Below are 23,809 nucleotides of genomic sequence, written 5' to 3'. Positions count from 1 at the left end.
TTAAGGGGAATCATATCACAGAATATCATCCGGCGAAATGGCTTTTATTAATCATACGATACCCAATTCCAATATGCGTCTGGATATATTGCATCCCATTTTTTTCCCGTTCCAGTTTTTTTCGCAGTGTTGCCATAAAAACGCGAAGGGAGGCAATGTCATTTTCGGAGCACCGTCCCCAGATCTGCTGGGTAATATAAGTGTGCGTCAGTACTTTTCCTACATTACGGGATAAAAGACAGAGCAGCTTATATTCGATGGGTGTCAGATGTAATTCTTCGTCCTTCAGATATGCACAGCCGGCGCTGTAATCTATCTTCAATTCACCATTTGTAAAAACAGAGGTTTCCGGCTGTTCACCTGTCTGCGTGATTGCAAGTCTCCTTTGTGTAACGCGAATACGCGCAAGTAATTCCTCTACGGAAAATGGTTTCGTAATATAGTCGTCCGCACCTGCATCCAGAGCTTCAATTTTATCTGTATCCTCACTTCTGGCACTGATCACAATAATCGGCATGTTGGACCAGGTACGGATTTTTTTTATCACCTCTACGCCTTCCATATCAGGAAGTCCAAGATCCAGAAGAACAATATCCGGATGATGGGAGGACGCTTCCAGAATGGCCGATGAGCCGTTTTCTGCTGCCAGATATTTATAATCATGTGTCTTTAATGTAGTAATGATCAGGTTTCTTATAGGTCTGTCATCCTCAACCACCAGAATTAATGCTTTATTCATTTAAAGTCACCTCACTTAAGGGTAAAGTAAAAGTAAAATTACATCCATGAGGATCATGGTCAGTCAGTATCAGAGTTCCGTCATGGGCTTCTATAATAGAGTGGCAAAGTGCCAGGCCAAGTCCCAGACTTCGGTGACTGTCCGCAACTGTTGTTTTCCCGGTATAAAACATCTGGAAAATATGCGGCTTCATTTCGTCTGGGATTCCGGGGCCATTGTCTTTTACGCTGATCTGCGCTTTTCCATCTGTTTTTGTTCCCTGAATGCAGATGACTGTACCCGGCGGCGTATATTTTATGGCATTGTCAATTAGATTTACCAGAACCTGAATGATCAGGCGGACATCCATACGTGCAAGAACAAGCTCTTCGCAATCGGATACAATTTTATAGTCATCATGTTTCCTGCTGATATGCCGCAGGGATTCTGCAATCACCTCATCTAAAAGCTGATCTGAAAATTTAAATTTCAGTCTCCCATCATTTAGCCTGGTAATGGAAAGCAGATTCTCCACAACTCCGATCAGCCATTCGGAATCATCATAGATGTCCGTATAAATCTGGTGCTTTGTAGCTTCGTCCAGGCGTTCGCTGTTGCTAAGAAGCATATCTGCATTGCCTGAAATGGAGCAAAGGGGAGTTCGAAGATCATGGGAAATTGCCCGAAGAAGATCTGCCCGCAGCTGTTCATTTTTGGCTATCACTGCATTTTTCTCTTTTTCCATGGCATTTTGTGCGTTTTCCATTGCAAGCGCACATTCATTTATCACAGACAGCAGGATGCTGTATTCAAAAGAATCCAATGTTTCCTTTTGCAGCGGTATTCCAATTACACCGTAAACATTGTTCCCGCTTCGAATTGCCAGATATAAGCATTTGGCCTGTGGAAAATGATGTGTGGATGCACCGGCACGCTGCCTGTTTTCATAGGTCCATCTGGCTATCTGCTGCTCTTCTTTTGTCAGGAAGTCTTCTGTGTCCTCTTCTGCCCCGGAGAAAAGCTTTCCCTCTGATAAAGCGTTATTTTCTACTACATATGCTGTAATATTACGGTTCAGAAGACGAAGAAGCTGTGTACAGGTAACATCAAGAATTTCTCTTTCTCCTTTTGCCTTTTGCAGCAAGCGATCTGTATCAAAGAGAATCTGCGTGCGAAAGGCAAGCTGTGCGGAAAGCTTTGCATGTGTTTTCAGCTTTGCTGCAAGTGCCCCTGTAAGCACAGATGAAATAAGCGTTATGAGAAAGGTCACGGGATAACCCACAGCATAGGTCTGAAAAGACATCCTTGGTTCTGTCAGGAAAAAACAGAATAAAAAAACGCTTAAGAAAGAGCCTGCCACACTGCAAAGATAGCCATCTGTCACAATGGAGGTAAGCAAAACTCCCAGAATGTATATGGTTACAATATTTGTATCTGTGAAATTCAGCTTCTGAAACAAAAGACCAATCAGGGTACACACTGCAAATATAAAAGCCGTCAGGAAATAATCCCTTGCAGATGGTTTTTCCATATACCATGCAAATGGCCGTTTCTGATAGGTTTTGGTTTTGACTGCATCCGGGATAATATGGATATCAATGTCCGGTACAAGCTCAATCAGCTTTTCTGTCAGAGTCATCCTGCTGAAAAAGTGATTTCGTCTGGCATTGTTTTGTCCGATCACGATTTTGGTAACATTGGACAGCCTGGCATACTCTGCAATCTGTACCGGTATGTTTTCCCCATGAGTCATTACGATTTCTGCTCCCAGCTTTTCTGCATACCGGATATGCTCTTCCAGCCTTTCTTTATCCATGGCTTCTGCTTTTGTACCAGTTTGCACATACAGGGCGGTGAAACGCGCCTGCAGCCCTTCTGCCATTTTGGTCGCTGTATCTATTATTTTTTTATTGGAGGGTGCTGCTGACAAACAAACAAGGATATGTTCCTCTGAATTTATGTTATTCTTCTCTGTTATTAAGCTCATCCGGCCTGCTCCCTTTTTCTGCCTTTTTTGCAATTATATCATGCAACTGTATTATGGTCAAAATCCTTTTTTTCATCCCTGGACTGTGCATCAAAAATTATAATTTCAGCTTCCTTATATTCAATTTTACACTCATGAATCTCTCTTAACAATTCTTCATCCGAAAGAGTATTCAAAAACAATATCTTTGATAAATGCTGCTTTTCTTCCGTATTTTCCTGAATTTCGCCCCAAAACTGATCTGCTTTATTTGCAATATAAAATCCAAGTCCAAACATACAAAATACAGTAATTGTCAATATTCCTTCTGCCATTGTCTTCACCTCTATAGCAACATCTTTATAACAAATGACTATATGCGGAAGCACTTCTGAAGTGCCCTGTATTCTCCTAACACCAGCAGTTTATTATGCTCTTCAAAATACGTATCCGGTGAAATTGCAATACCGAATTCTCCTTCATTTTTTACTGCCAGAATATTAATGTTGTAGCGTTTTCGGATATCCAGCTCTCCTACTGTTTTTCCAACCCATTCTTCCGGCACCTCCACCTCAAAAATTGCGTGGGAAGCATCCACCTCCATATAATCGAGGATATGGTCATCTGTGTAACGGATAGAGGCCCATTTTGCAACCTGCTTTTCCGGATAAACCACCTTGTCGGCACCGTTTCGCAAAAGGAACTTTTCCTGAACATCACGTTCAGCTCTGGATATTACCAGTTTTGCTCCCAGTTCCTTCAAAAGTGAAGTGGTTTCAAGGGAATTCTGAAAGCTTCCTCCAATGGTCACAAAGCAGATATCGTAATTTCCAATTCCAAGGGAACGCAAAAATTCAGCATTGGTACTGTCACCGATCTGCGCATTGGTCACAAATGGCAATGCTTTGTCTACCCTTTCTTCATTCCAGTCAACCGCCATGATTTCATGACCCAGCTGGCTTAACTGCATGGCAATATGTCTTCCAAATCTTCCAAGTCCAATAAGCAATACACTTTTCATAATTTTATTTTCTCCTTCTTATCCAACTGTTATTTTCTCCACAGGCAGCTTTGCGTTCCCCCTGTTTTTTCTGGAAAGCACCGCATAAATCAGGGTCAGGCCACCTACACGTCCCAGATACATTAGTATAATCAGCACAATTTGTGAAAAAACATGAAGCTTTGGCGTAACTCCCAATGTAAGTCCTACTGTTCCCACAGCTGAAGCAGACTCATACAGGCAGTCTAAAAGAGGAAGCTCTTCATATATACTGATTGCAAGCCCGCCGCAAAAAAACAATACAAAATAAAGCATGGCGATTGTTGCTGCATTTTTTATCACATGATATTCCAGTCTTCGTCCAAAGGCCCCTGCATTTTCCTGACTTCGGAATGTGGCAATTGCATTTAAAACAAGAACTGTAAATGTTGTGGTTTTCATTCCACCTGCTGTAGAACCAGGCGAACCGCCGATCAGCATTAGCAATATCATAACTGCCTTTGAGGGTTCACTCATCTTTGAAATGTCAATGGTATTAAATCCGGCAGTTCTTGTAGTTACCGATTGGAACGCCGCAGCCAATAAACGGTTTCCTGTGGATAAATTTTTCAGATCGCAGGTGAAAAAGAAAACAACAGGAAACAAAATCAGGCATGCGGTAGTCATAAGAATAATCTTGCTTTGCATGCGGTAGCGTTTAAAATTCAGTTTGTTTATATAAATATCATCCCAGGTGAGAAAACCGATTCCTCCTATGACGATCAGAAGCATAATTACCACATTTACAAGGGCATTTGCAGAATACCCGGTCAGGGAAGGAAAGGGATTGGCAGCGGTTCCCAGAATATCAAATCCTGCATTGCAAAAAGCGGAGATGGAATGAAAGACGGACAGCCAGATTCCCCTTCCCCCGTAATCCGGTAAAAAAACCGGCAGCAGAAACAATGCCCCGGCAGCCTCAATCAAAAATGTTCCCTTTAAAATAAACCTTGTCAATCTGACGATTCCACCAACCTTAGGCGCAGAAATTGCATCCTGCATGGTGCTTCTTTGCATGAGGGATATTTTTTTACCGGAGAGAAGGGAAACGGATGCAGCTACAGTTACCACTCCAAGTCCGCCTATTTGTATGAGCATAAGAATAATCGTCTGGCCTGCCACCGACCAGTAGCTTCCGGTATCCTTCACAACAAGCCCTGTAACACATACCGCCGAAGTGGCTGTAAAAAGAGCCTCATGAAACGGAGTCAGTGTTCTATCAACAGATGAAAAGGGAAGCATCAGAAGAAAGCTTCCCAAAAGGATCACTCCTGCAAATCCCAGAATTATCAGCTGAAAAGATGTCAGATGTTTTTTCTTATATGATTTTTTCGGCATAAATAATCAGAACTCCTTACGAACAATTACTTTTTTGTTGCATCCCATTATATATAATTGCCCTTAAAGATGGTATAAGAGTATCTGATTTCGTATTAAGATTGTATAAAGATGTGTAAAAAATCAAATCATTAAAGTACAAATAAAAAAAAGAAGGCGCTATCTGCGCCTTCCAAGTCTTCCTTTAAAATCTGTATAATCAAAATCTGTAAGCTGCACCATAGTGTTATCGGCTTGTCTGAGCCAGATATCAGGTAATGGCATTCCGTTAAAGGTATTGTTCTTGCAGGTGGTATAAATGGCCATATCTCCCAACATAAGAAGATCTCCATATTTAGGAAGCTGACCAAATTTATAGTCTCCGATCACATCTCCTGACAGACAGGTGGGACCTCCCAGCCGGACGGTAATTCCCTCTTCCCTCTCATCAGCTCCAAGAAGCGGCGGACGATAGGGCATTTCCAGTACATCCGGCATGTGACAGGCTGCGCTGGCATCTACAATCGCAAGCTGTGTCTTTCCGTTTTTCAAGACATCCAGCACACTGGTCAGAAGAAATCCGGCATTTAATGCCCACGCTTCCCCCGGTTCCAGATAAACCTCTACATTCCATTCCTCTTTTGCCATCTGAATACATCGCTTAAGTCGTTCAATGTCATATCCCGGTCTTGTAATATGATGGCCGCCGCCAAAATTGATCCACTTCATCCGGGATACCAGATCGCCAAACTTCTTCTTTACAGAAGCAAGGGTTTTCTCCAGATCATCCGAGTCCTGTTCGCAGAGAGTGTGAAAATGAATGCCATCCAGTAAATCCAAAAGCTCCGGATTCTTTAAAATTGCTTCGTCCCACTGAGCTCTTGTGGTGCCCATGCGGCTTCCCGGTGCACAGGGATCATAAATCGCGTGTCCTTCCTGGGTAGAGCATTCCGGATTGATCCGAAGCCCCACGCTTTTCCCTGCTTTTTTCGCCATCAAGCCAAAACGAAGAAGCTGAGAGGGAGAATTAAACACAATATGATCTGCATAATGAAGCAGCTCCTCAAATTCATCAGCCCGATAGCCGGCACAAAATACATGTACCTCTTTTCCGGGCATTTCCTCTGCACCAAGCCTTGCCTCAAACAGTCCGCTGGCCTCTGTGCCTGCAAGATACGGCTCAAAAAAGCGGTAACAGTCATAATTGCTGAAGGCCTTCTGTGCCAGAAGCATCTTACAGCCTGTCTCCTTCGCCACTTTACCAAGAAGCTTTGCGTTTTTTATAAGTGCTTTTTCATCCAGGATATAGCAGGGTGTTTTTATGTTTCGGAATTCCGGCGGAATGCTTCCGCCGGCTGCTGTAAATGGTGCTCTTTTATCCAATCCTTCCATCAGTCTACCAGCTTCGGATTATGGCTTTCGCTGCGTGGCAGACCATACTGATCAAGAGCCTCCAGGAACGGATCCGGATCAAATTCTTCTACTGTATATACACCTGGTTTGATCCATTTCCCGGTCAGCATCATAAGTGCGCCGCACATTGCCGGAACACCTGTTGTATAGCTGATTGCCTGACTTCCAACCTCATGATAGCATTCCTGATGATCGCATACATTATAAATATAATAGGTTTTTTCTTTTCCATCCTTTACGCCGGTAAAGATACAGCCAATGTTTGTTTTACCCTTTGTACGTGGTCCAAGGCTTGCAGGATCCGGAAGCAGTGCCTTCAAAAACTGAATGGGGACAATTTCCTGTCCATTGTACTGGATCGGGGTTGTGGAAAGCATGCCCACATCCTCAAGACAGCGCATGTGATCCAGATAGCTCTGTCCAAAGGTCATAAAGAAACGAATCCGTTTTACACCTGGAATTGTTTTTGCAAGAGACTCAATTTCCTCATGATGGAGCAGGTACATGTCCTTGTCTCCTACCTGGTCAAAGTTATATTCTCTCTTAATTGCCATCGGCGGGATTTCCACCCAGTGTCCGTCTTCCCAGTAGCTTCCCGGTGCACTTACTTCACGAAGATTGATTTCCGGGTTAAAGTTTGTGGCAAATGCATATCCATGGTCTCCGCCGTTGCAGTCCAGAATGTCAATCGTATCAATCTGGTCAAATTCATGCTTTAATGCATGAGCGCAGTATGCCTGTGTAACGCCTGGATCAAATCCGCAGCCAAGCAGTGCGGTAAGCCCTGCATCTTCGAATTTTTTACGATATGCCCACTGCCAGGAATAGTCAAAGTAAGCGGAAAATCCCTCTTCTTTACAGCGTTTTTCATAAATGGCACGCCACTTTGGATCATCGGTATCCTCCGGCTCATAATTCGCTGTGTCCATATAATTTACGCCACAGGCCAGACATGCATCCATGATGGTCAGATCCTGATAAGGAAGTGCAATGTTCATAACCAGATCCGGTTTATAACCATTGATCAGTTGGATCAGCTGCTCCACATCATCTGCATCAACCTTGGCTGTAGTAAGAACAGTCTTTGTCTTTCCCTTTAATTTTTCTGCAAGTGCATCACATTTTTCCTTTGTACGGCTTGCAATACACAGCTCCGTAAATACCTCATCTGCCTGACAACATTTCTGAATTGCTACACTGGCTACTCCTCCGCAGCCGATTACAAGTACTCTGCTCATAATCATTCTCCTTTTCATATTGATATATAACTGTTTTTCAACAGCTTTTGTTTACATATTATTGATTTATTCTGTAATTGCCAGAAGCAGCTCTCTAAGAACCTTACATGCTGTTGCAGTGGAAACACCACTTACATCCAGCATAGGTGCCAGTTCATTAACGTCTGCCCCCACTATATTTGTCTGGGAAACCGTACGGATGGCAGCAAGAAGCTCAAGGAAGCTTACCCCTCCTGCCTCCGGTGTTCCTGTGCCCGGAAATGCTGATGGATCCAGACAGTCCAGATCAATTGTAAAATATACCGGAGCCTTTATCTCCGTCAGCTCCCTCACGGTCTCCTTCAAACCATCAAAGGTAAATGGATGAAAATCCGTATGGGATCTGGCAAACTGAAATTCTTCTCTCTCACCGCTTCTGATGCAGAACTGATGAATGCGGTTGTCTCCCAAAAGGTCGTGGCATCTTCGCAGCACGCAGGCATGGCTTAGCCTTGCTCCCAGATAATCATCTCTTAGATCTGCATGTGCGTCAAAATGAATCATATGAAGATCCGGATATTTCTCAAAGACAGCCCGTACCGCCCCTAAGGTCACCAGATGCTCCCCTCCCAGCAGCAGCGGGAGCTTATCTGCCTTTAATATTTCCTTTGCTCTCTTTTCTATATCCAAAAGAGCCATTTCACTGCTTCCAAAGCAAAGCTCCAGATCTCCGCTGTCAAATACCCGGATATCCATAAGGTCTCTGTCCTGATAGGGACTGTAGGTCTCAAGGCCAAAGCTTTCATGGCGCATGGCTGACGGACCAAATCTGGCACCCGGGCGAAAGCTTGTTGTGGAATCAAACGGTGCCCCGTAAAGAACTACAGATGCTTCCTCAAAGCTGCTTTCACAGCCGATAAAGGTTTCTACGTTAGGTCGGATCATATGTTATTCCTCCACTTCTTTTAGCATCTCCTCCAGAAATGCAGGAAGATAAAATGCTCCTTTATGAAGTCTTGTTGTATAGTAACGTGTGCGAAGATTTAATGCATTCCATGCCTCAGGATCCAGGTCATCTACCGGATGATATTTTTTGCTTGCAAATCCAAACAACCAGTAGCCTGCAGCAAATGTGGGGATATGTGCCTGATAAACACGGCTGATCTGGAAGGTACTGGCAATTTTCTTGTGGCTGCGCTGCATGGCATGTGCATCCTCGGTATAGAAGGGACTTCCCTGCTGATTTACCATAATTCCGTCGTCCTTTAGTGCATTGTAACAGTTCCCATAAAATTCACGGGTAAAAAGTCCTTCAGAGGGTCCAAAGGGATCGGAGGAATCTACAATAATAAGGTCGTATTTTCCCTCACACCTTCTGATAAATTTCAGTGCATTTTCGTAATGAAGATGTACTCTTCTGTCATCCAGTCTGCATGCATTTCCGGGAAGATATGCGCGGCAGGCTTCCACAACCATAGGGTCCATTTCTACCAGGTCAATGCGTCTGACTCTGTCATATCTGGTCAGTTCACGGACAACACCGCCGTCTCCGGCACCAATTACAAGGATATCCTTTGCCTCCTTATGGATTGCCATGGGCACATGGGTGATCATCTCATCATAAATAAATTCGTCTCTCTCCGTGAGCATTACATTTCCATCCAAAGTCAGCACACGGCCAAATTCCGGTGTCTCAAAAATATCAATTCTCTGATAATCACTCTGTTTCGAATAAAGCTGACGGTTTACCCGAATGCTATGCTTCACATCCGGTGTATGAAATTCTGAAAACCACATTTCCATTGCCTTTACCTCCCTTTCAGAACATTCAGTCTCAAAATATCCGGGTCCTCCGGTCCTGTCATATTGCAGCCCTTTGCTTTTGCATATTCAATATAATCCAGGATCTCTGCTGTAATCCGCTCTCCAGGTGCAAGAATGGGAATTCCAGGCGGATAGCACATGACAAATTCACTGCAGACCTTCCCTTCTGTTTCCCGAAGAGGCAGGCTGCATTTATCCGCATAAAAAGCCTCCTGGGGGCTGGTTATTACCTGTGGGTCAATATACTCCTGGCTTAAAAGTCCAGAGCCGTCTGTCTGAAAACGTCTGCGGATTTCAGCAAGTGCACTTACAAGCCGTTCCACCTCCTGGGCTCGGTCACCAATGGAAAGATAGGCAAGAATGTTTCCGATATCACCGAATTCTATCTGGATATCGTATTCATCCCGCAAAATATCATAAACCTCAATTCCGGCAAGTCCGATGTCCAGTGTATGTACACTTAATTTGGTAATGTCAAAATCAAAAACTGAATTTCCGTTTACCAGTTCTTTTCCAAATGCATAATAGCCACCGATTGCATTAATTTCCTCTCTGGCATATTCTGCCATATCGGCTACCTGATGAAAGATCTGACGGCCGCGCTGGGCAAGGTTTCTTCTTGAAATATCAAGACTTGACATCAGAAGATAGCTTCCTGAGGTGGTCTGAGTCAGGTTAATGATCTGGCGCACATAGCCTGCGTGTACCCCCGGGCCTGTAAGGAGAAGACTTGACTGTGTAAGACTTCCTCCGCTCTTATGCATGGATACAGATGCCATGTCTGCACCTGCTGCCATGGCAGAAACCGGAAGCCCGCCGCCAAAATAAAAATGGGTTCCATGTGCTTCATCTGCCAGACACAGCATTCCTGCGTCATGGGCCATCTTCACAATGGCACGAAGATCGCTGCAGATTCCATAATAGGTCGGGTTATTTACCAGCACTGCAACTGCCTTGGGATGCTCTTTTATGGCCTTCTCAACCTGTTCCCTGCGCATTCCCAGGGATATTCCAAGTCTTTGATCCACTTCCGGATTTACATAAACAGGGATTGCGCCGCACAGAACAAGGGCATTTAAAACGCTTCTGTGAACATTACGCGGCAGTATGATTTCATCTCCACGCTTACAGGCAGTCAATACCATTGTCTGAACAGAGCTTGTTGTACCCCCTACCATCAGAAATGCATGTGCTGCGCCAAAAGCATCTGCTGCCAGCTCTTCTGCTTCCCGTATTACGGAGACCGGATGACAAAGGTTGTCCAGAGGCTTCATACTGTTAACATCCACCCCTACACATTTTTGTCCAAGAAACTCTGTCAGCTCCGGATTACCTCTTCCACGCTTATGTCCTGGAACATCAAATGGCACAACTCTCATTCGTCTAAAGGTCTCCAGAGCTTCATGTATAGGTGCATGATTCTGGTTCAGTTTAAAACGACTTCCTATCATCATTCCTCCATTTCCGGTTTCCTTTGCTTAAGCCCTCAATCAGCAATCCTGCAGTCTATTCCATAAAACAATTCTCATTACATAAAAAAAGCGCGGGCAAGGGCACTAAACCACAAACCTGCGTTTTGATCGGTATTTATCTGCTTTATTTACAACATAAAAAGAAAAGGATGTACTTTTCGTTTTCATAAATAATGCTTCTGGATCATGGGTGTCAGAGTCTATATAGCAATTATACTTTTACTACTCTTATTGACCGTTTCACAAGTCTGCGCTTCTGGCGCATCGCGGTTATCAAAGGAACCTACTTATAAAATTTGAGCTTTTAACTCAATCAATAAGGTAACCAAAGTTACCATAATCGGCAGTGGACCCGGCTGTCCGTATGGCCTTAACCCTGATCGGGTGGTCCAAAACAATTGCTTTGAAAAGACTCTGTCTGTTACTCTGTATCTTCGTCTTCCAAAATCTAATTTATCATATCATGCAGAAAATAAACTGTCAATAACAAATATTTATTGATGAATACAACAATGGAGCGTGTTTAAAAACCATTCCCGCAAAGTGTGACGCACATCTTGCAGAAAATCTTTTTCAAACACGCTCCAGAGCTTGCTTTATTTATAAAGTACAAATGCCTCATAAGGCTTCAGCACAATTTTTCCCTCAAAGCTCTTTCTTTCAAGATTTGAGATCAGGCATCTGGCATTGGTAAATTCCTCCGGAATTTCCATTTCTGCCGGATGCTCACTGAAATTGCAGACAGTAAGAAGTCTTTCCTCCCCAAGCCTTCTTATATATGCAAAAATCTGGTCGTCCTCACGGTACAGCGGCTCAAACTCGCCATATACCACAATATCCTTTTCCTTACGAATGCGGATCAGCTTCTGATAATAGTGGAAAATGGAATCCGGATCTGCCAGCTGGCTTTTTGCATTGATCTCTTTATAATTAGGATTTACCTTGATCCAGGGCTGACCCTTGGTAAATCCGGCCTGCTCAGAATCATTCCACTGCATAGGAGTTCTGGCATTGTCACGGCTTCTGAGCATGAGACATTTCATCATGTAATCCGGATTCATAAGTCCGGAATCTGTCAGCTCTGTGTAATACTGAATGCTCTCTATGTCGCGGTAATCTTCAAGCTTATCGAAATAGACATTGGTCATTCCAAGCTCTTCCCCCTGATATACATAAGGGGTACCCTGCATCATATGCAGACAGGTTGCCAGCATTTTCGCAGAGATTTCTCTATAGGCAGGATTGTCATTTCCGAATCTGGATACGCTTCGGGGCTGGTCATGGTTTCCAAGAAACAGACTGTTCCATGCTTTTCCCTGAAGCTGCTCCTGCCACTTGATCATGGTCTTTTTAAATGCCTTAAAATCATATCTGGCTGTAGTCCATTTGCCAAACTCCGCATGCTGGGAAGCGTCCTCCACATGCTCGAACTGGAAAACCATGTTCAGCTCACCGCTGTTTTCTCCTGCATATTTCTGTGCCTCTTCTATGGTGACACCGGATGTTTCCCCAACTGTCATGATATCATATTTAGAAAGAACTTCACGGTTCATTTCCTTAAGGAATTCGTGAACCTTTGGTCCATGAACACAGTACGGGCCGAAATCTCCATAAAGACCGCTGCCAACCTTTCCATCCGGGAAGGACTGGTCCTTGGAAATCATGCTGATCACGTCCATGCGGAAGCCGTCGATTCCCTTGTCGCACCAGAATTTCATCATGTCATAAACTTCCTGACGGACCTTTTCGTTTTCCCAGTTCAGGTCAGGCTGTTTTTTGGAAAAAAGGTGAAGATAATACATCTGTGTCTCATCATCATATTCCCATGCAGAACCTCCAAAACAACCGCCCCAGTTGTTAGGCTCTTTTCCGTTTACCGGATTTTTCCAGATGTAGTAGTCCCGGTATGGATTGTCTTTGGACTTTTTGCTTTCCAGGAACCACTGGTGCTCATCAGAGGTATGGTTTACCACCAGATCCATCAGCACCTTGATCTCACGCCTGTGCGCTTCCTCAAGAAGCTTTTCATAGTCTTCCATAGTTCCGTAGTCCTTGTAAATCCTGCGGTAATCGGAAATGTCGTATCCATTGTCATCCTGAGGAGACTCCAGCATAGGGGAAATCCACAAAACATTAACGCCAAGCTCTTTCAAGTAATCCAGTTTTTCTATAATTCCGTTGATATCTCCGATTCCGTCCCCGTTGCTGTCGTTAAAGCTTTTGGGATAAATCTGATATACAACGCTTTCTTTCCACCAGTTTTTTTTCATACAAAGCAATTCCTTTCTGTCTTATTTTTCAGCATTCACATACGATGATTATTTCACTGCTCCGGCAACAACGCCATTCATGATCCATTTCTGGCAGAAGATGTACACGATCAGTACAGGAAGCAGTACAAGCAGATAGGAGGCAAATGCCAGATTGTAATCTACGGAAAACTGTTTCTTGAACACATACTGTGCAAGCTGCAGGGTCTGCTGGCTCTCATCACTTAAAAGCACCAGCGGCATAGTGAAGTCGTTCCAGGTCCACATAAAGGAAAGAATCGCTACCGTTGCAGTGGTTGGTTTTAATACCGGAAAAATAATTCTGCTGAAAATCTGGATGGGGTTTGCGCCATCAATCATTGCAGCTTCGTCCAGTGCCTCCGGAATGGCTTTTACAGCACCTGTATACAGGAAGGTATTCATAGGAAGACCAAAAATAATATACAGGAAAGTGATTCCGAAAATATTATCCAGGTGGAAGGTATTTGCCTGTACAACCAATGGCAGCATAATTACCTGGAAGGGAATAAACATGGCACTGATAAAGTAGTAATACATAAGGGAGAAGAATTTGCTCTTCTTACGGTTTCTTGTAATTGCATAAGCTGCAAAGGAGTTTGTGATCAGGGTGAAAATCAGGTTGATCACAGTGATAAATGCAGTGTTAAAAAACTTTCTGGGGAAATCTGTCATTACCCATGCATCCACAAAGTTCTGAAGACGGATTTTCTTCGGAAGTGCCAGAATATTATTCATATCAGATGGGTCTTTGATGGCAATCATAAGTGCCATATAAAGAGGCAGGAGAATGACGACTACGATTCCAATGATCAGAAGAATCGTAACAGGCCAGTTATAATGCTCTTTTACTTTTACTGTATTGTGTTTCATCCTAATTTTTCCTCCCTCTTCTCAAGTACACGCAGCTGGAATACAGAAATCAGCACAACTACTATAAAAAGCATAACAGCATTGGCAGACTGGTAAGCAAACTGTCCGCCGCCAAAGCCTTTCTTATAAATTAACACGGCAATAGAGGTAGTGCTGGTTCCAGGACCTCCTTCTGTCATGGCCATGATCTGGTCATAAACCATCAGATAGCCTTTTGCAGAAAGAACCATGTTGATAGTAAAGGACGGAGCCAGAAGGGGGAAGGTAATCTTGCTGAATCGACGGAACCCGGTTGCACCATCCAGGTCAGCTGCTTCATACACATCTGTATCAATAGACTGAAGTCCTGCAATATAAATCAATGTATTAAATGCACATCCGATCCAGAGGGATACGGCAATGATGCCCCAGATGGCATTGTTGGTTCCAAGAATATTTACGCTTAAGGCCTTGATGCCAAGTCCTTTTCCCAGCTGAGGAATGAGATTTGCGAAAATATAGTTAAAAATAAATCCAACAATCAGACTTCCAAGCATGTATGGAAGGAAGTAGAATGCTTTGATGGTATTTTTAAATTTGATTTTTGCATTTAAGGCACAGGCAAGAATCAGGCTGATTACGTTGACCAGGATAGTCGTGATCACTGCAAACTTAAATGTAAATAAATATGCATTTCCGGTATCTGCATCGGAAAACATGTGGATATAATTCCGAAGTCCTACAAAGTTCCAGTCTCCGTAGCCTCTCCAGTCTGTAAAGCTGTACATAACACCCTTCAGAAATGGTATTGTATGGAATGTAAAAAACAGAACTGCAAGGATTCCTACGTAGATGTAGTAGATCCGGTTTACCGCCGGTCTTTTCCGTGATGTTTTTTTCTTCATGAGATCCTCTCCTCATCTATATCAGATTTCTTCAGCCTCTGCCAGATTTATATATTTATCCGGCAGAGGCTAAAGAGGGCTTCTCTTGCTTTAATCAGCAGATTAATCTACATTTGCAATATCATATTTCTCGTCGCACTGTGCAAGGAACTGGTTCATATTTTCCTCATTGTCCATTCCGTTTGTGTAGTTCAAGCACATTTCGGAAATCAGAGCGGAAAGATCAAAGCCTGATGGATAGTAGTGATCCGGGAAGTTGGCAACCTTGCCGTTTGCAATGTCTTCTTTTACACCTGCAACGGTTTCATTTTCCTGCTCCACGCCTTTTACAGCGGAGAAAGCAAACTGATCTTCAATATACATTTTTGCATTTTCCGGTTCCAGCATAAAGGATACAAATTCCTTTGCCATCTCTTCGTTTGCACTGTCCTTGCATACGCCCAGGAGTACATCAACACCGGAGGTCACATAATTCTGTGCTTCGTCATTAGATGCCGGGAATGCAAACATATTAACCTTCAGGTCTGAATTGGAATTCAGATACTGGTTGATTGCCCAGTTACCGTTGACGATCATAGCTGCTTCGCCGTTTGCAAATGCTTTATTTCCATCGTCATAGGTAAGTCCCATGAAGTCGTCCTGTGCATAGTCAAGAAGCTTCAGGTATTTCTCTACGATTTCTTCGTGAGTTCCCACAAATGTAGTCTTGCCTGCTTTACGGTCATCATTAAATGTAGTCGGTGCAAGGTCCGGTGCCATACTGTTCCATGGGCACAGGCTGGTCCATGCATCCTTGTAGGTCATAAGAAGCGGCTGCTCTCCTGCATCCTGAAGCTTCTCGATCACAGCGATGAATTCGTCCCAGGTTTTTGGAATTTCAATACCGTATTCTTCAAACTTGTCTACATTGTAAATGACACCGGAAGCATTTGTTGCATATGGAACGCCGTATGCTTTTTCTTCTTTGTCCTTGTTTACATCATAAACCATCTGCAGGTAGGATTCCTGAACTGTGGAAATGTAATCCTCACCACTTAAGTCTACCAGCATTCCTGCGCTTTCCACTTCTGTGTAGTTATTATCACCGCCCATTGCAACAATGTCCGGCATATCGTTCTTCGCCATTCTGGTTTTCAATACAGTTCCTGCATCTGCCGGAGCTGTGATCTTGATTGTCACGTCCTCATGTGTCTCGTTAAATTTGTCCACCAGCTTCTGAAGAATGTCTTTGTTTTCTGCCTTGGTAGAGAAAAGCTCCAGCTCTGTTCCTTTGGAGCCTTTTGCTGAAGAGCCGCCTTCAGAGGAGCCTCCACAGCCTGTAAGCATACCTGCCAGTAAGGTACCAACCATCAATGTGCAAACGATTTTCTTATTCATTTTTTATTCCTCCATTTTTCCTTTATGAAGGCTGCGCAGCATTTGTTTTTGTGAAAGCATTTCCTGAACACGTCTGTCCTGCTTCCCTTTTGGTGGCTCTATCATATCGCGTGATTGCAGTAAAATCAACAGGTTTCTCGAGAAACTTAAATAACTGACAAAGTTCCTTTATTGTTTTTGTGCATATATGACAAAACCAGGAATGGCGGCAGACGAAGCATTGCAGCTTACTGTCAGATTTTTCCCCGTTAAAGGAAATTTCATGCAGAAAAACAAAGTACGAACTGCTCATAACGCAATAACAGCCCAGATCTGCACATAGAGCAGCTGGGCTGTTATTCAAATAAGAGGTCTATTTTTTTCTTTTACAGATTCTCTTCTCACAAGATGCACCGGGCTTTTCACATTCATTTCCTTTAGCTGTTCGCCTGCTGCCATCCGAAGCAGACGGCTTAAGGCCAGATGTGCTTTCTGGCTGACGTCCTGATGAACCGTGGTCAGCTTGGGGCGCACCATTTGCGCGTAAATGCTGTCATCATAGCCTGTAATGGAAATTTGATCCGGAATTTTAATTCCCTGATCCAAAAAGAAGTTCATTGCCTCAATGGCATCATAATCTGAAGAAAAAGCCAGTGCTTTTACTTCAAGAAAGCGGGGCAGAAGCTCACTGTATTTTTGAAGCCGCTTTTTTTTCTCATAGGATACTATCACAAGACGTGTACGGCTGCAGAACTTCCCATCCTGTTCCATGGCCTGTTTGAAGCCCATCCAACGGCTGTAATCACTGTCAATATCCGTTTCTGCTATAAAAATTGCCTTGTCGTAGCCACAGGAATACAGATAATTTCCAATCTGATAGCCGCCGGAATAATCATCTACACCTACATTCTGGAAAAAATATTCACCGGCAGGATAGGTATCGATGAGAACCATTTTCTTGTTCAGCTTCCGGGACAGCTGCCTGTATTTCTCGTCATTGTAACCCAGGATAATCAGGCCTTCCACATTCCATCTGGAAGCAATGTCTACCACATGCTGAATATTTTCCCCGCCGATGAGCATGATATAGTAGCCCTTCGCTTCCGCTTCGTTCTGGATGGTTCCCACCAGCTCCCCTACAAAGGAATCCTGCAAGGGCTGCATTCCGTGTGCCTGGTTAAAGCCAACCACAACCCCGATGATCCTGGAACCATGACCGGACAGCATCACAGAGCCCATATGTGGAACGTAATTCTGCTCTTTAAGGATTGCCGTTATTTTATCAATGGTTTCCTGAGAAACCCGTTTCGTATTTCCATTAATTACATTCGATACTGTGGTTCTGCTGACCCCAGCCATATCTGCAATATCCTGAAGACGAATCATAGGTGTGCCGCTCCTTTCCCTGGAAAATGGAATCTTCCCAAATTAAAGCTTACGGCTCATATCGTGCCACTCTTCGCCTCCCCAGACGGAACCGGAGATGCCATCGTCGGTGTAGCCCATTTTTTTGTACATTTCCACCTTCTGGTCCAGGCAGGTGAGGTACAGGCATTTGCGGCCTTTGGCCTGCTCACGGGCTGCGTAGTGGGTCATGATCTCACGGGCAAGACCCTGGTGACGGTACTCCGGGAGCACATCAAGGCCAAGGAGCATAATGTTTTTTCCTTTTGGATCATGAAGGGTGATGTCCGTAAAAAATTCATCGCGGAACACTTCTTCATCTGTTGCGACGCCGTTTAAAAATCCCGCAATTTTACCAGTTGCCTTATCTACTGCCACCAGGAATGTCTCAGATGCATGCTCGGTACGCTCTCTCATGCTTTTGGGAGAGCAGGCTTCGTTGGGAGGAAAACAGATCTGCTCGATTTCCACTGCCTGTTCTGCCTCATCTGGACGAATATTTCTAAATTCAAATTTCTCTGTCATTTTCTTTATACCCCTCTTTCTATTTTATCCCAGAATTTTTCCCAGCATATTCAGAAGCTTTGGAATCTCCACAGCCGATGCACCGTCAGACACAGCGTCCACGGCAAAACATATGTTTCTGGGTGCGCTCCTGCACACTGCCTTCTCCCACAGAAGCCAAAATTCCAACACCAAGATAAAAGGCCATGAAAAGATATGCGGAAGCATGAACCAGCCACCGCTTATTTTTCACCACTGTATTGCCCACAGCAAGAATTCCGAATATAAAAATTGCTGCAATAAATACAATTTTGTTGGTATATGGCACCTCCGAATAGCTAAGGCACAGGCGTGCCGCAAAACTTTTGTTCTTTTCATTATAAGGCATCCCACTGTCCTGTGTCAATTTCCAACAGTGCAGACCAAAGAAAGGCGCCCGCATAAGCGAACGCCTTTTCCATTTTCCATATTTTTACGCATCAAGACCTGCGTGATATCCCATGTAAATTGCGTTTGTGATGTTGCTTGGGCGGACACAGTCTCCAATCTCGCGTACCACAGGTGCACAATTTCGAAGTGTATTTACTGCATCACGGTTGGCTCTCTGGCCAACTGCGCAGATTACGGATTTTCCAGGTATCAAAACCTCATTTCCATCTGCGTCCTTGCAAAGTACGCCGTCCGGTGTCACTTCCATTCCCTGGTAACAGGTATGTGCTTCCACATACTTGTCGATCATCTGCATCAGGATCGGACGGTGGCGGATGTTTGCGTCCGGTGCAAGCTCAGGTCTCATCTCTACCAGATGCACCTTTTTGCCCTCCTGTGCAAGGTGGATGGCAGCTTCACAGCCTGCCAGACCGCCGCCAAGAACTACAACGGAATCGCCTACCTTTTCTTTTTCCAGGTAATAGTTGTTAACGACAACCACGTTGTCTTGGTCCATACCTTTGAGCGGGGGAACAATCGGATTGGAGCCAACTGCCAGGATCATCACATCTGCATTCTGTGCCTCTGCATATTCCGGAGTCACCTCTGTGTTGCAGCGGATCTCAACGCCAGCTTCTTTTGCCTGTGCTTCCAGGGAAAGACCAAGCTGGTACATTTCCTGCTTGAAATCAATCGCCTGCTCGCACTTTAAAATTCCACCCACCTTGTCGCTCTTCTCGCAAAGCACAACCCTGTGACCGCGAAGGGCTGCTGTCACAGCTGCCTTCAGTCCGGCTACGCCGCCGCCAACTACAAGCACTTTCTTCTTCACAGCTGCAGGAAGTACCTCTGTACCTTCAATCTCACGTCCGATCAGCGGGTTGACGGTACATCTTCTGGTCTGTGTGGTAGGTCTTTCTGCCATACATGCAAAGCAGCGCAGACATTTCACGATCTTGTCATCATTTCCGGACACAACCTTCTGGGGCAGGTATGGATCTGCCAGAAGGGCACGTCCCATGTAAACCACATCAGCTTTTCCGGACGCAATGATCTCTTCCATCTGTGCCGGATCATTTAAGGCACCGATGGTGGCAACCGGTTTGCTTACGTGCTTTTTGATTTCTTCTGCAAGGTACACATTCACGCCATGCTCTGCAAACATAGACGGATGAGTTCTGAAAAATCCGAACTGGTAGGATCCTGCGGATACATGGATTAGGTCTACATAAGGCTCCACTGCCTGTGCGATCCGAACACCCTCGTCCAGGTCATAACCGCCCTCGAACAGTTCAGAACCGCTCATACGAAACTCGATCGGGAACATAGGGCCAACTGCATTTCGCACTTCCTTCAGCACTTCGATGGTGAAGCGCATTCTGTTCTCGAAGCTTCCGCCGTACTCATCCGTTCTGTGGTTGAAATAAGGGGAAATAAACTGGTTCAGAAGCCAGGTGTGTCCGCCGTGGATCATGATCATCTCAAAGCCTGCACGTTTTGCAAGAATGGCGGTCTCGCCGTAGCGCTTCACAATGTCTGCAATCTGCTCTTTGGTAAGGGCAGTTACCTTCATTCCGTCCGGACGGACGCCATCGCTTGGTCCGTACTGGGTCAGGCCCTGCTTTTTGTTCTTATCTGCCATGTAAGTACCTGCATACTGGCCGGAATGGGAAAATTCCACGCTTGGCACTGCACCGTGTCTCTTGATTGCATCTGCTGTGAAGGTGAAAGCAGCCAGGGAGCCAACTGTGGCAAGGTCAAGATGAAGCATGTGGGAACCGTCTGTCTCCGGGTGAACTACAAGCTCACTCATGGTTACAGCTGCGGCTCCGCCTTTGGCACGAAGCTCGTAGAAGGCACGGGTTCTCTCGCCTGGTACGCAGTCCTTGTCAATATCGGTTGCTCCGATCGGGGATGCAAACATGCGGTTGCGGAAGGTTACGTTTCCTAAAGTGATAGGCTGACATAAATGCGGGTATTTTCTTTCCATTGTGAAGTTCCTTTCTATGTGTTTTTATAACAATTTTTATATAATCAATATGTTTCTTTATTTATAATGCAATTATTTAAACAATATTTTCATTTCGTGTTTTTCACGCCTTTTTCTTTGCGAAAAAGCGGTACACAAATGTAAGCGCCAGTCCGGCTGCTGCAAATGCACAGGCAACCAGAAATGCGCCATGGTAGGTTTCCTCTGCCATGTAGATTTTTCTCATTGCAGAAGGTCCGAAGTATCCGGCACCTGCAAGGCCGATAAACATGATTCCATAGTTTACACTGTTATTCTTTGCTCCAAACTGGTCTGCTGTAAAGCCAGGATATACACCCATGAAAGAACCGAAGCTTAAGCCGATTCCTGCAATTCCAATGTAGAATGTAGCGTATCCCCCCTGACCAGTCATATATAAAAGTAAAAGACCGATGATTCCAAGCACGCTTGCCACAGACAGGGTGTTAATCCTTCCGATCCTGTCAGACAAAAGTCCTGCCAGAATACGTCCTGCAGCATTGAAAACAGCCAGAACGGAAACGGCTGTACTTGCCATAATAGCGGTCATTCCCACCATATTGGCAGCAACTGCAGATGCCTGTGAAATTACCATCATTCCACTGAATGCACCGCAGGTAAACAGAAGAAGCATAACGTAGAATACCGGAGTTTTCAGCATTTCTTTCCAGTTTTTGTTCTCTGCTTTATTTCCTGCTGCCACTGCCGGCGGTGTCCATCCATCTGGCACAAAATCTGCCGGACACTGCTCCATAAAGAAGGAACATCCGCAAATGATGATCAGGAATGCGACGCCTACGATTTTAAAAGCTGCGGCCGCATCTGTCACTGCTACTATCTCTGTTACGATTGGCGGCAGGATAACGGATCCAAGTCCGTAAATTGCGGTGGTGATTCCGCCGATCAGGCCTCTTTTATCCGGGAAAAATTTCATACATGTGCTGACCGCTGTACCGTAGGTCATTCCAAGTCCAAGTCCGAAGATCAGTCCGTATGTCACGATCAGGGCTCCTACGCTTGTGGCAAACCCGGAAGCGATCATTCCGATTCCAACCATAAGTCCGCCTGTAAGAATCACCTTCTTCGGGCCAAACTTATCGTTAAAGCTTCCTCCTGTGATCATGGTAATCGGTCCTACGGAATTGGCAATGGTATACACAATTGCAAGATCCGCTGTGGTTAAGGCAACACCATTTCTGGTGCTTAAGAACTCAGCCATGGAAGCTGCGAATACACTCCATACATAAATGGACCCAAGGCATAAATTGATGAAACAGCATGCGATTAAGGTTCTCCACCGTTTTCTGGTTAAGTTCATCTTGTCTCTCCTTTTCTCTGTTTGTTATTTTTCTATCAAAGCCAGTTTATCTTAGCACATTTTGTTTTATATGTAAATATAGACATATAAATTATTACATGTAATTATTAACAATATTTCCATGGATTTTTTGTAGAATATTGAGAAATTGAGGAAAAAGAGTTGGAAAATTCTGCTGGTGTGCTATGATATGGAATATGCCGCATTGAAAACTAAAGCATGTTTGAATCCCTAAATACGAAAGAGAAATCATATGAGAACATTAAAATACGCCATTCTTGGCCTTTTAAATCAAAAAAAAATGACCGGATACGATCTGATGAAGCAGTTTGAATCCGCATTGTGCGAGTTCTGGTCTGCCAAGCACAGCCAGATCTATCCGGAACTGAAGAAGCTTACAGAGGAAGGCTGCGTTGCCTACAGGCAGGAAGCCTCCGACAATGGCCTGGAGAAAAAGCTGTACCATATTACCGAAAAGGGACGGACAGATTTCATGTCCTGGCTCTCCTCAGAAACGCCGGCCCAGCCCACCCCTAAGGACATCTCCCGGCTGAAGATTTTTTTCTGCAGCTGCCTGCCCAAAGAAGAACGGAAATTTATGCTGGAAGAACAGGTCTACAGGCACACCGCCCGCCTGAAGCACCTTCAGAACAACCAGCAGAAATTCTCCCAGGTTCCAGACAGTGATTCCAATGAATTCGGCGACTATCTGGTACTCATGGGCGCTATTATGCGGGAAGAAATGATGATTGAGTGGCTGAAGAAATCCATTAGTCTGTTAAACTAAGCAACTCGATGTTCACTCCCTGCTTCGTTCCGCCCGGTACTGGGACGGAGTTTTTCCCACGTATTTCTTAAAGATCCGGTTAAAATAACTTACGTTGTCATATCCTGCACATCTGGCAATGTAAGTTATTTTCTCAGAGGTTTCCCGAAGCATTTTGCAGGCATTATTCAGACGATACTGCATCAGGTATTCCACTGGAGAAATTCCTATATTTTCCTGAAAATAACGCAAAGCAGTATTTTTGCTGATATTAGCTGCCCCTGCAATATCGGCAAGGGTAATTGGCCTTTCAAAATGCATCTGGATGTACTGAATCATAGCCTGCAGCATTTTCCTGGAATGGGCGGAACCATTGACCATTTTCGGGGCAAGCTGTTCGCTGTTCAACTGTAAAAACATAAGAAGCCATATTTCGCTTAGCTGATTTCGAATAGATAATTCATTCCATTCAGCAGTTTTCAGGTTAGAAAACAGTTCCTGTAAAAGAGACAACATCTGCTTTTTCCATACTTCTTCTTTTCTTAACACAATACATGGCATCTCAGCCTTTTCCAGCGGCATCACATATTTTCTGTAAATAAGGCTCTCTTTGGCAGCCAGAAAAGCCGACAGAAATATCACATTCGTTATAATCCCGTATTTTTCCGAGGTAAAACGGTGCAGCACACTGCTGTTAATAAAAATACCCTCCCCTGGCTGAAGTTCATATACACTCTGATTAATATGACAGGCAACACATCCTTCTATAATATAGACCAGTTCAAATTCCTCATGCCAATGCCAGTTAATATCATTCTTGTAATAATCCCGTGTATCATCTGTATTAAATTCCAGGGGAAAGTCAGGACTGCCGTGTCTTCTTGTTTCCTGAAGGTTAAGATTGGTGCTGACACTCTGCATAAATTCCCACATCCTTTTCAATAGTGATATTGTACTATATAATTGTGAGATTATGCAATATTTTTTCTTTTTTTGATGATATAATACAAATT

The 23,809-nt window shown here is 44.2% G+C and carries 21 protein-coding genes; 1 reads left to right on the top strand and 20 read right to left on the bottom strand.

Features of this window, described 5'->3' with window-relative positions; translation table 11 throughout:
• Positions 1 to 25 precede the first annotated feature (25 nt).
• The 19 genes from DWZ38_RS10125 to DWZ38_RS10035 all read right to left on the bottom strand — a co-directional run bounded on the left by DWZ38_RS10125 (position 26) and on the right by DWZ38_RS10035 (position 22,030).
• Positions 26 to 739 carry a response regulator transcription factor gene (locus DWZ38_RS10125; RefSeq protein ID WP_021926747.1) on the bottom strand — a complete coding sequence of 238 codons (714 nt, stop codon included), beginning with the start codon at positions 737 to 739 and terminating at the stop codon, positions 26 to 28.
• A complete protein-coding gene (locus tag DWZ38_RS10120) occupies positions 732 to 2,705 on the bottom strand; it encodes an ATP-binding protein (RefSeq protein WP_117852378.1) in 1,974 nt (657 codons plus the stop codon). Before DWZ38_RS10120 ends, DWZ38_RS10125 begins: the two co-directional genes overlap by 8 nt.
• A 38-nt stretch (positions 2,706 to 2,743) precedes the next feature.
• Entirely contained in the window at positions 2,744 to 3,019 is a 276-nt protein-coding gene (locus tag DWZ38_RS10115) for a hypothetical protein (RefSeq protein WP_021926745.1), read from the bottom strand.
• Positions 3,020 to 3,057: 38 nt separating this feature from the next.
• Positions 3,058 to 3,705, bottom strand: a complete 648-nt coding sequence (locus tag DWZ38_RS10110; RefSeq protein WP_021926744.1) for a TrkA family potassium uptake protein — start codon at positions 3,703 to 3,705, stop codon at positions 3,058 to 3,060.
• A gap of 18 nt (positions 3,706 to 3,723) precedes the next feature.
• The gene (locus DWZ38_RS10105) at positions 3,724 to 5,061 is read right to left on the bottom strand and encodes a potassium transporter TrkG (protein WP_117852376.1); all 1,338 of its coding nucleotides are present in this window, start codon (positions 5,059 to 5,061) and stop codon (positions 3,724 to 3,726) included.
• 159 nt (positions 5,062 to 5,220) lie between these two features.
• Complete coding sequence (locus tag DWZ38_RS10100; protein WP_117852372.1) at positions 5,221 to 6,432, bottom strand: carboxynorspermidine decarboxylase; 1,212 nt, start codon at positions 6,430 to 6,432, stop codon at positions 5,221 to 5,223.
• On the bottom strand, positions 6,432 to 7,691 hold the full coding sequence (locus DWZ38_RS10095; RefSeq protein WP_021926741.1) for a saccharopine dehydrogenase family protein: 1,260 nt from the start codon (positions 7,689 to 7,691) through the stop codon (positions 6,432 to 6,434). The genes DWZ38_RS10100 and DWZ38_RS10095 overlap by 1 nt, the downstream gene beginning before the upstream one ends.
• Before the next feature lie 66 nt (positions 7,692 to 7,757).
• Positions 7,758 to 8,615, bottom strand: coding sequence for an agmatinase (gene speB / locus DWZ38_RS10090; RefSeq protein WP_117852370.1), 858 nt, complete (start codon positions 8,613 to 8,615; stop codon positions 7,758 to 7,760).
• 3 nt (positions 8,616 to 8,618) lie between these two features.
• Positions 8,619 to 9,473 carry a polyamine aminopropyltransferase gene (speE, locus tag DWZ38_RS10085; protein ID WP_021926739.1) on the bottom strand — a complete coding sequence of 285 codons (855 nt, stop codon included), beginning with the start codon at positions 9,471 to 9,473 and terminating at the stop codon, positions 8,619 to 8,621.
• A gap of 5 nt (positions 9,474 to 9,478) precedes the next feature.
• On the bottom strand, positions 9,479 to 10,948 hold the full coding sequence (locus DWZ38_RS10080) for an aminotransferase class V-fold PLP-dependent enzyme (protein ID WP_117852368.1): 1,470 nt from the start codon (positions 10,946 to 10,948) through the stop codon (positions 9,479 to 9,481).
• A gap of 614 nt (positions 10,949 to 11,562) precedes the next feature.
• On the bottom strand, positions 11,563 to 13,236 hold the full coding sequence (locus tag DWZ38_RS10075) for an alpha-glucosidase (RefSeq protein WP_117852366.1): 1,674 nt from the start codon (positions 13,234 to 13,236) through the stop codon (positions 11,563 to 11,565).
• 48 nt (positions 13,237 to 13,284) lie between these two features.
• Entirely contained in the window at positions 13,285 to 14,127 is an 843-nt protein-coding gene (locus tag DWZ38_RS10070) for a carbohydrate ABC transporter permease (RefSeq protein ID WP_117852363.1), read from the bottom strand.
• Entirely contained in the window at positions 14,124 to 15,011 is an 888-nt protein-coding gene (locus tag DWZ38_RS10065) for a sugar ABC transporter permease (protein ID WP_117852361.1), read from the bottom strand. The genes DWZ38_RS10070 and DWZ38_RS10065 overlap by 4 nt, the downstream gene beginning before the upstream one ends.
• 102 nt (positions 15,012 to 15,113) lie before the next feature.
• Positions 15,114 to 16,388, bottom strand: a complete 1,275-nt coding sequence (locus DWZ38_RS10060) for an extracellular solute-binding protein (RefSeq protein ID WP_021926734.1) — start codon at positions 16,386 to 16,388, stop codon at positions 15,114 to 15,116.
• A 339-nt stretch (positions 16,389 to 16,727) separates the two neighbouring features.
• Positions 16,728 to 17,753, bottom strand: coding sequence for a LacI family DNA-binding transcriptional regulator (locus tag DWZ38_RS10055; protein ID WP_117852359.1), 1,026 nt, complete (start codon positions 17,751 to 17,753; stop codon positions 16,728 to 16,730).
• A gap of 42 nt (positions 17,754 to 17,795) precedes the next feature.
• Positions 17,796 to 18,296 carry a GNAT family N-acetyltransferase gene (locus DWZ38_RS10050; RefSeq protein WP_021926731.1) on the bottom strand — a complete coding sequence of 167 codons (501 nt, stop codon included), beginning with the start codon at positions 18,294 to 18,296 and terminating at the stop codon, positions 17,796 to 17,798.
• 85 nt (positions 18,297 to 18,381) lie between these two features.
• Positions 18,382 to 18,663: a hypothetical protein gene (locus DWZ38_RS10045; RefSeq protein ID WP_117852357.1), complete on the bottom strand. Its 282-nt coding sequence runs from the start codon at positions 18,661 to 18,663 to the stop codon at positions 18,382 to 18,384.
• A gap of 84 nt (positions 18,664 to 18,747) precedes the next feature.
• Positions 18,748 to 20,694, bottom strand: coding sequence for an FAD-dependent oxidoreductase (locus DWZ38_RS10040; protein WP_117852354.1), 1,947 nt, complete (start codon positions 20,692 to 20,694; stop codon positions 18,748 to 18,750).
• Positions 20,695 to 20,797: 103 nt separating this feature from the next.
• On the bottom strand, positions 20,798 to 22,030 hold the full coding sequence (locus DWZ38_RS10035; protein ID WP_117852352.1) for an OFA family MFS transporter: 1,233 nt from the start codon (positions 22,028 to 22,030) through the stop codon (positions 20,798 to 20,800).
• Between the two features lie 253 nt (positions 22,031 to 22,283).
• Between DWZ38_RS10035 and DWZ38_RS10030 the strand changes: the two genes are divergently transcribed.
• Positions 22,284 to 22,817, top strand: a complete 534-nt coding sequence (locus DWZ38_RS10030) for a PadR family transcriptional regulator (protein WP_021926726.1) — start codon at positions 22,284 to 22,286, stop codon at positions 22,815 to 22,817.
• Positions 22,818 to 22,829: 12 nt separating this feature from the next.
• Here the strand turns inward: DWZ38_RS10030 and DWZ38_RS10025 are convergent, their stop codons facing one another.
• Positions 22,830 to 23,717 carry an AraC family transcriptional regulator gene (locus DWZ38_RS10025; RefSeq protein WP_178105313.1) on the bottom strand — a complete coding sequence of 296 codons (888 nt, stop codon included), beginning with the start codon at positions 23,715 to 23,717 and terminating at the stop codon, positions 22,830 to 22,832.
• Positions 23,718 to 23,809 lie beyond the last annotated feature (92 nt).

It is taken from the genome of Ruminococcus sp. AF31-8BH (genome assembly GCF_003460605.1).
In the GTDB taxonomy this organism is placed as follows: Bacteria; Bacillota; Clostridia; order Lachnospirales; family Lachnospiraceae; genus Blautia_A; species Blautia_A acetigignens.
Note: the sequence above shows the minus strand (reverse complement) of the source record. Positions and strands in the feature narration are given on the sequence as shown.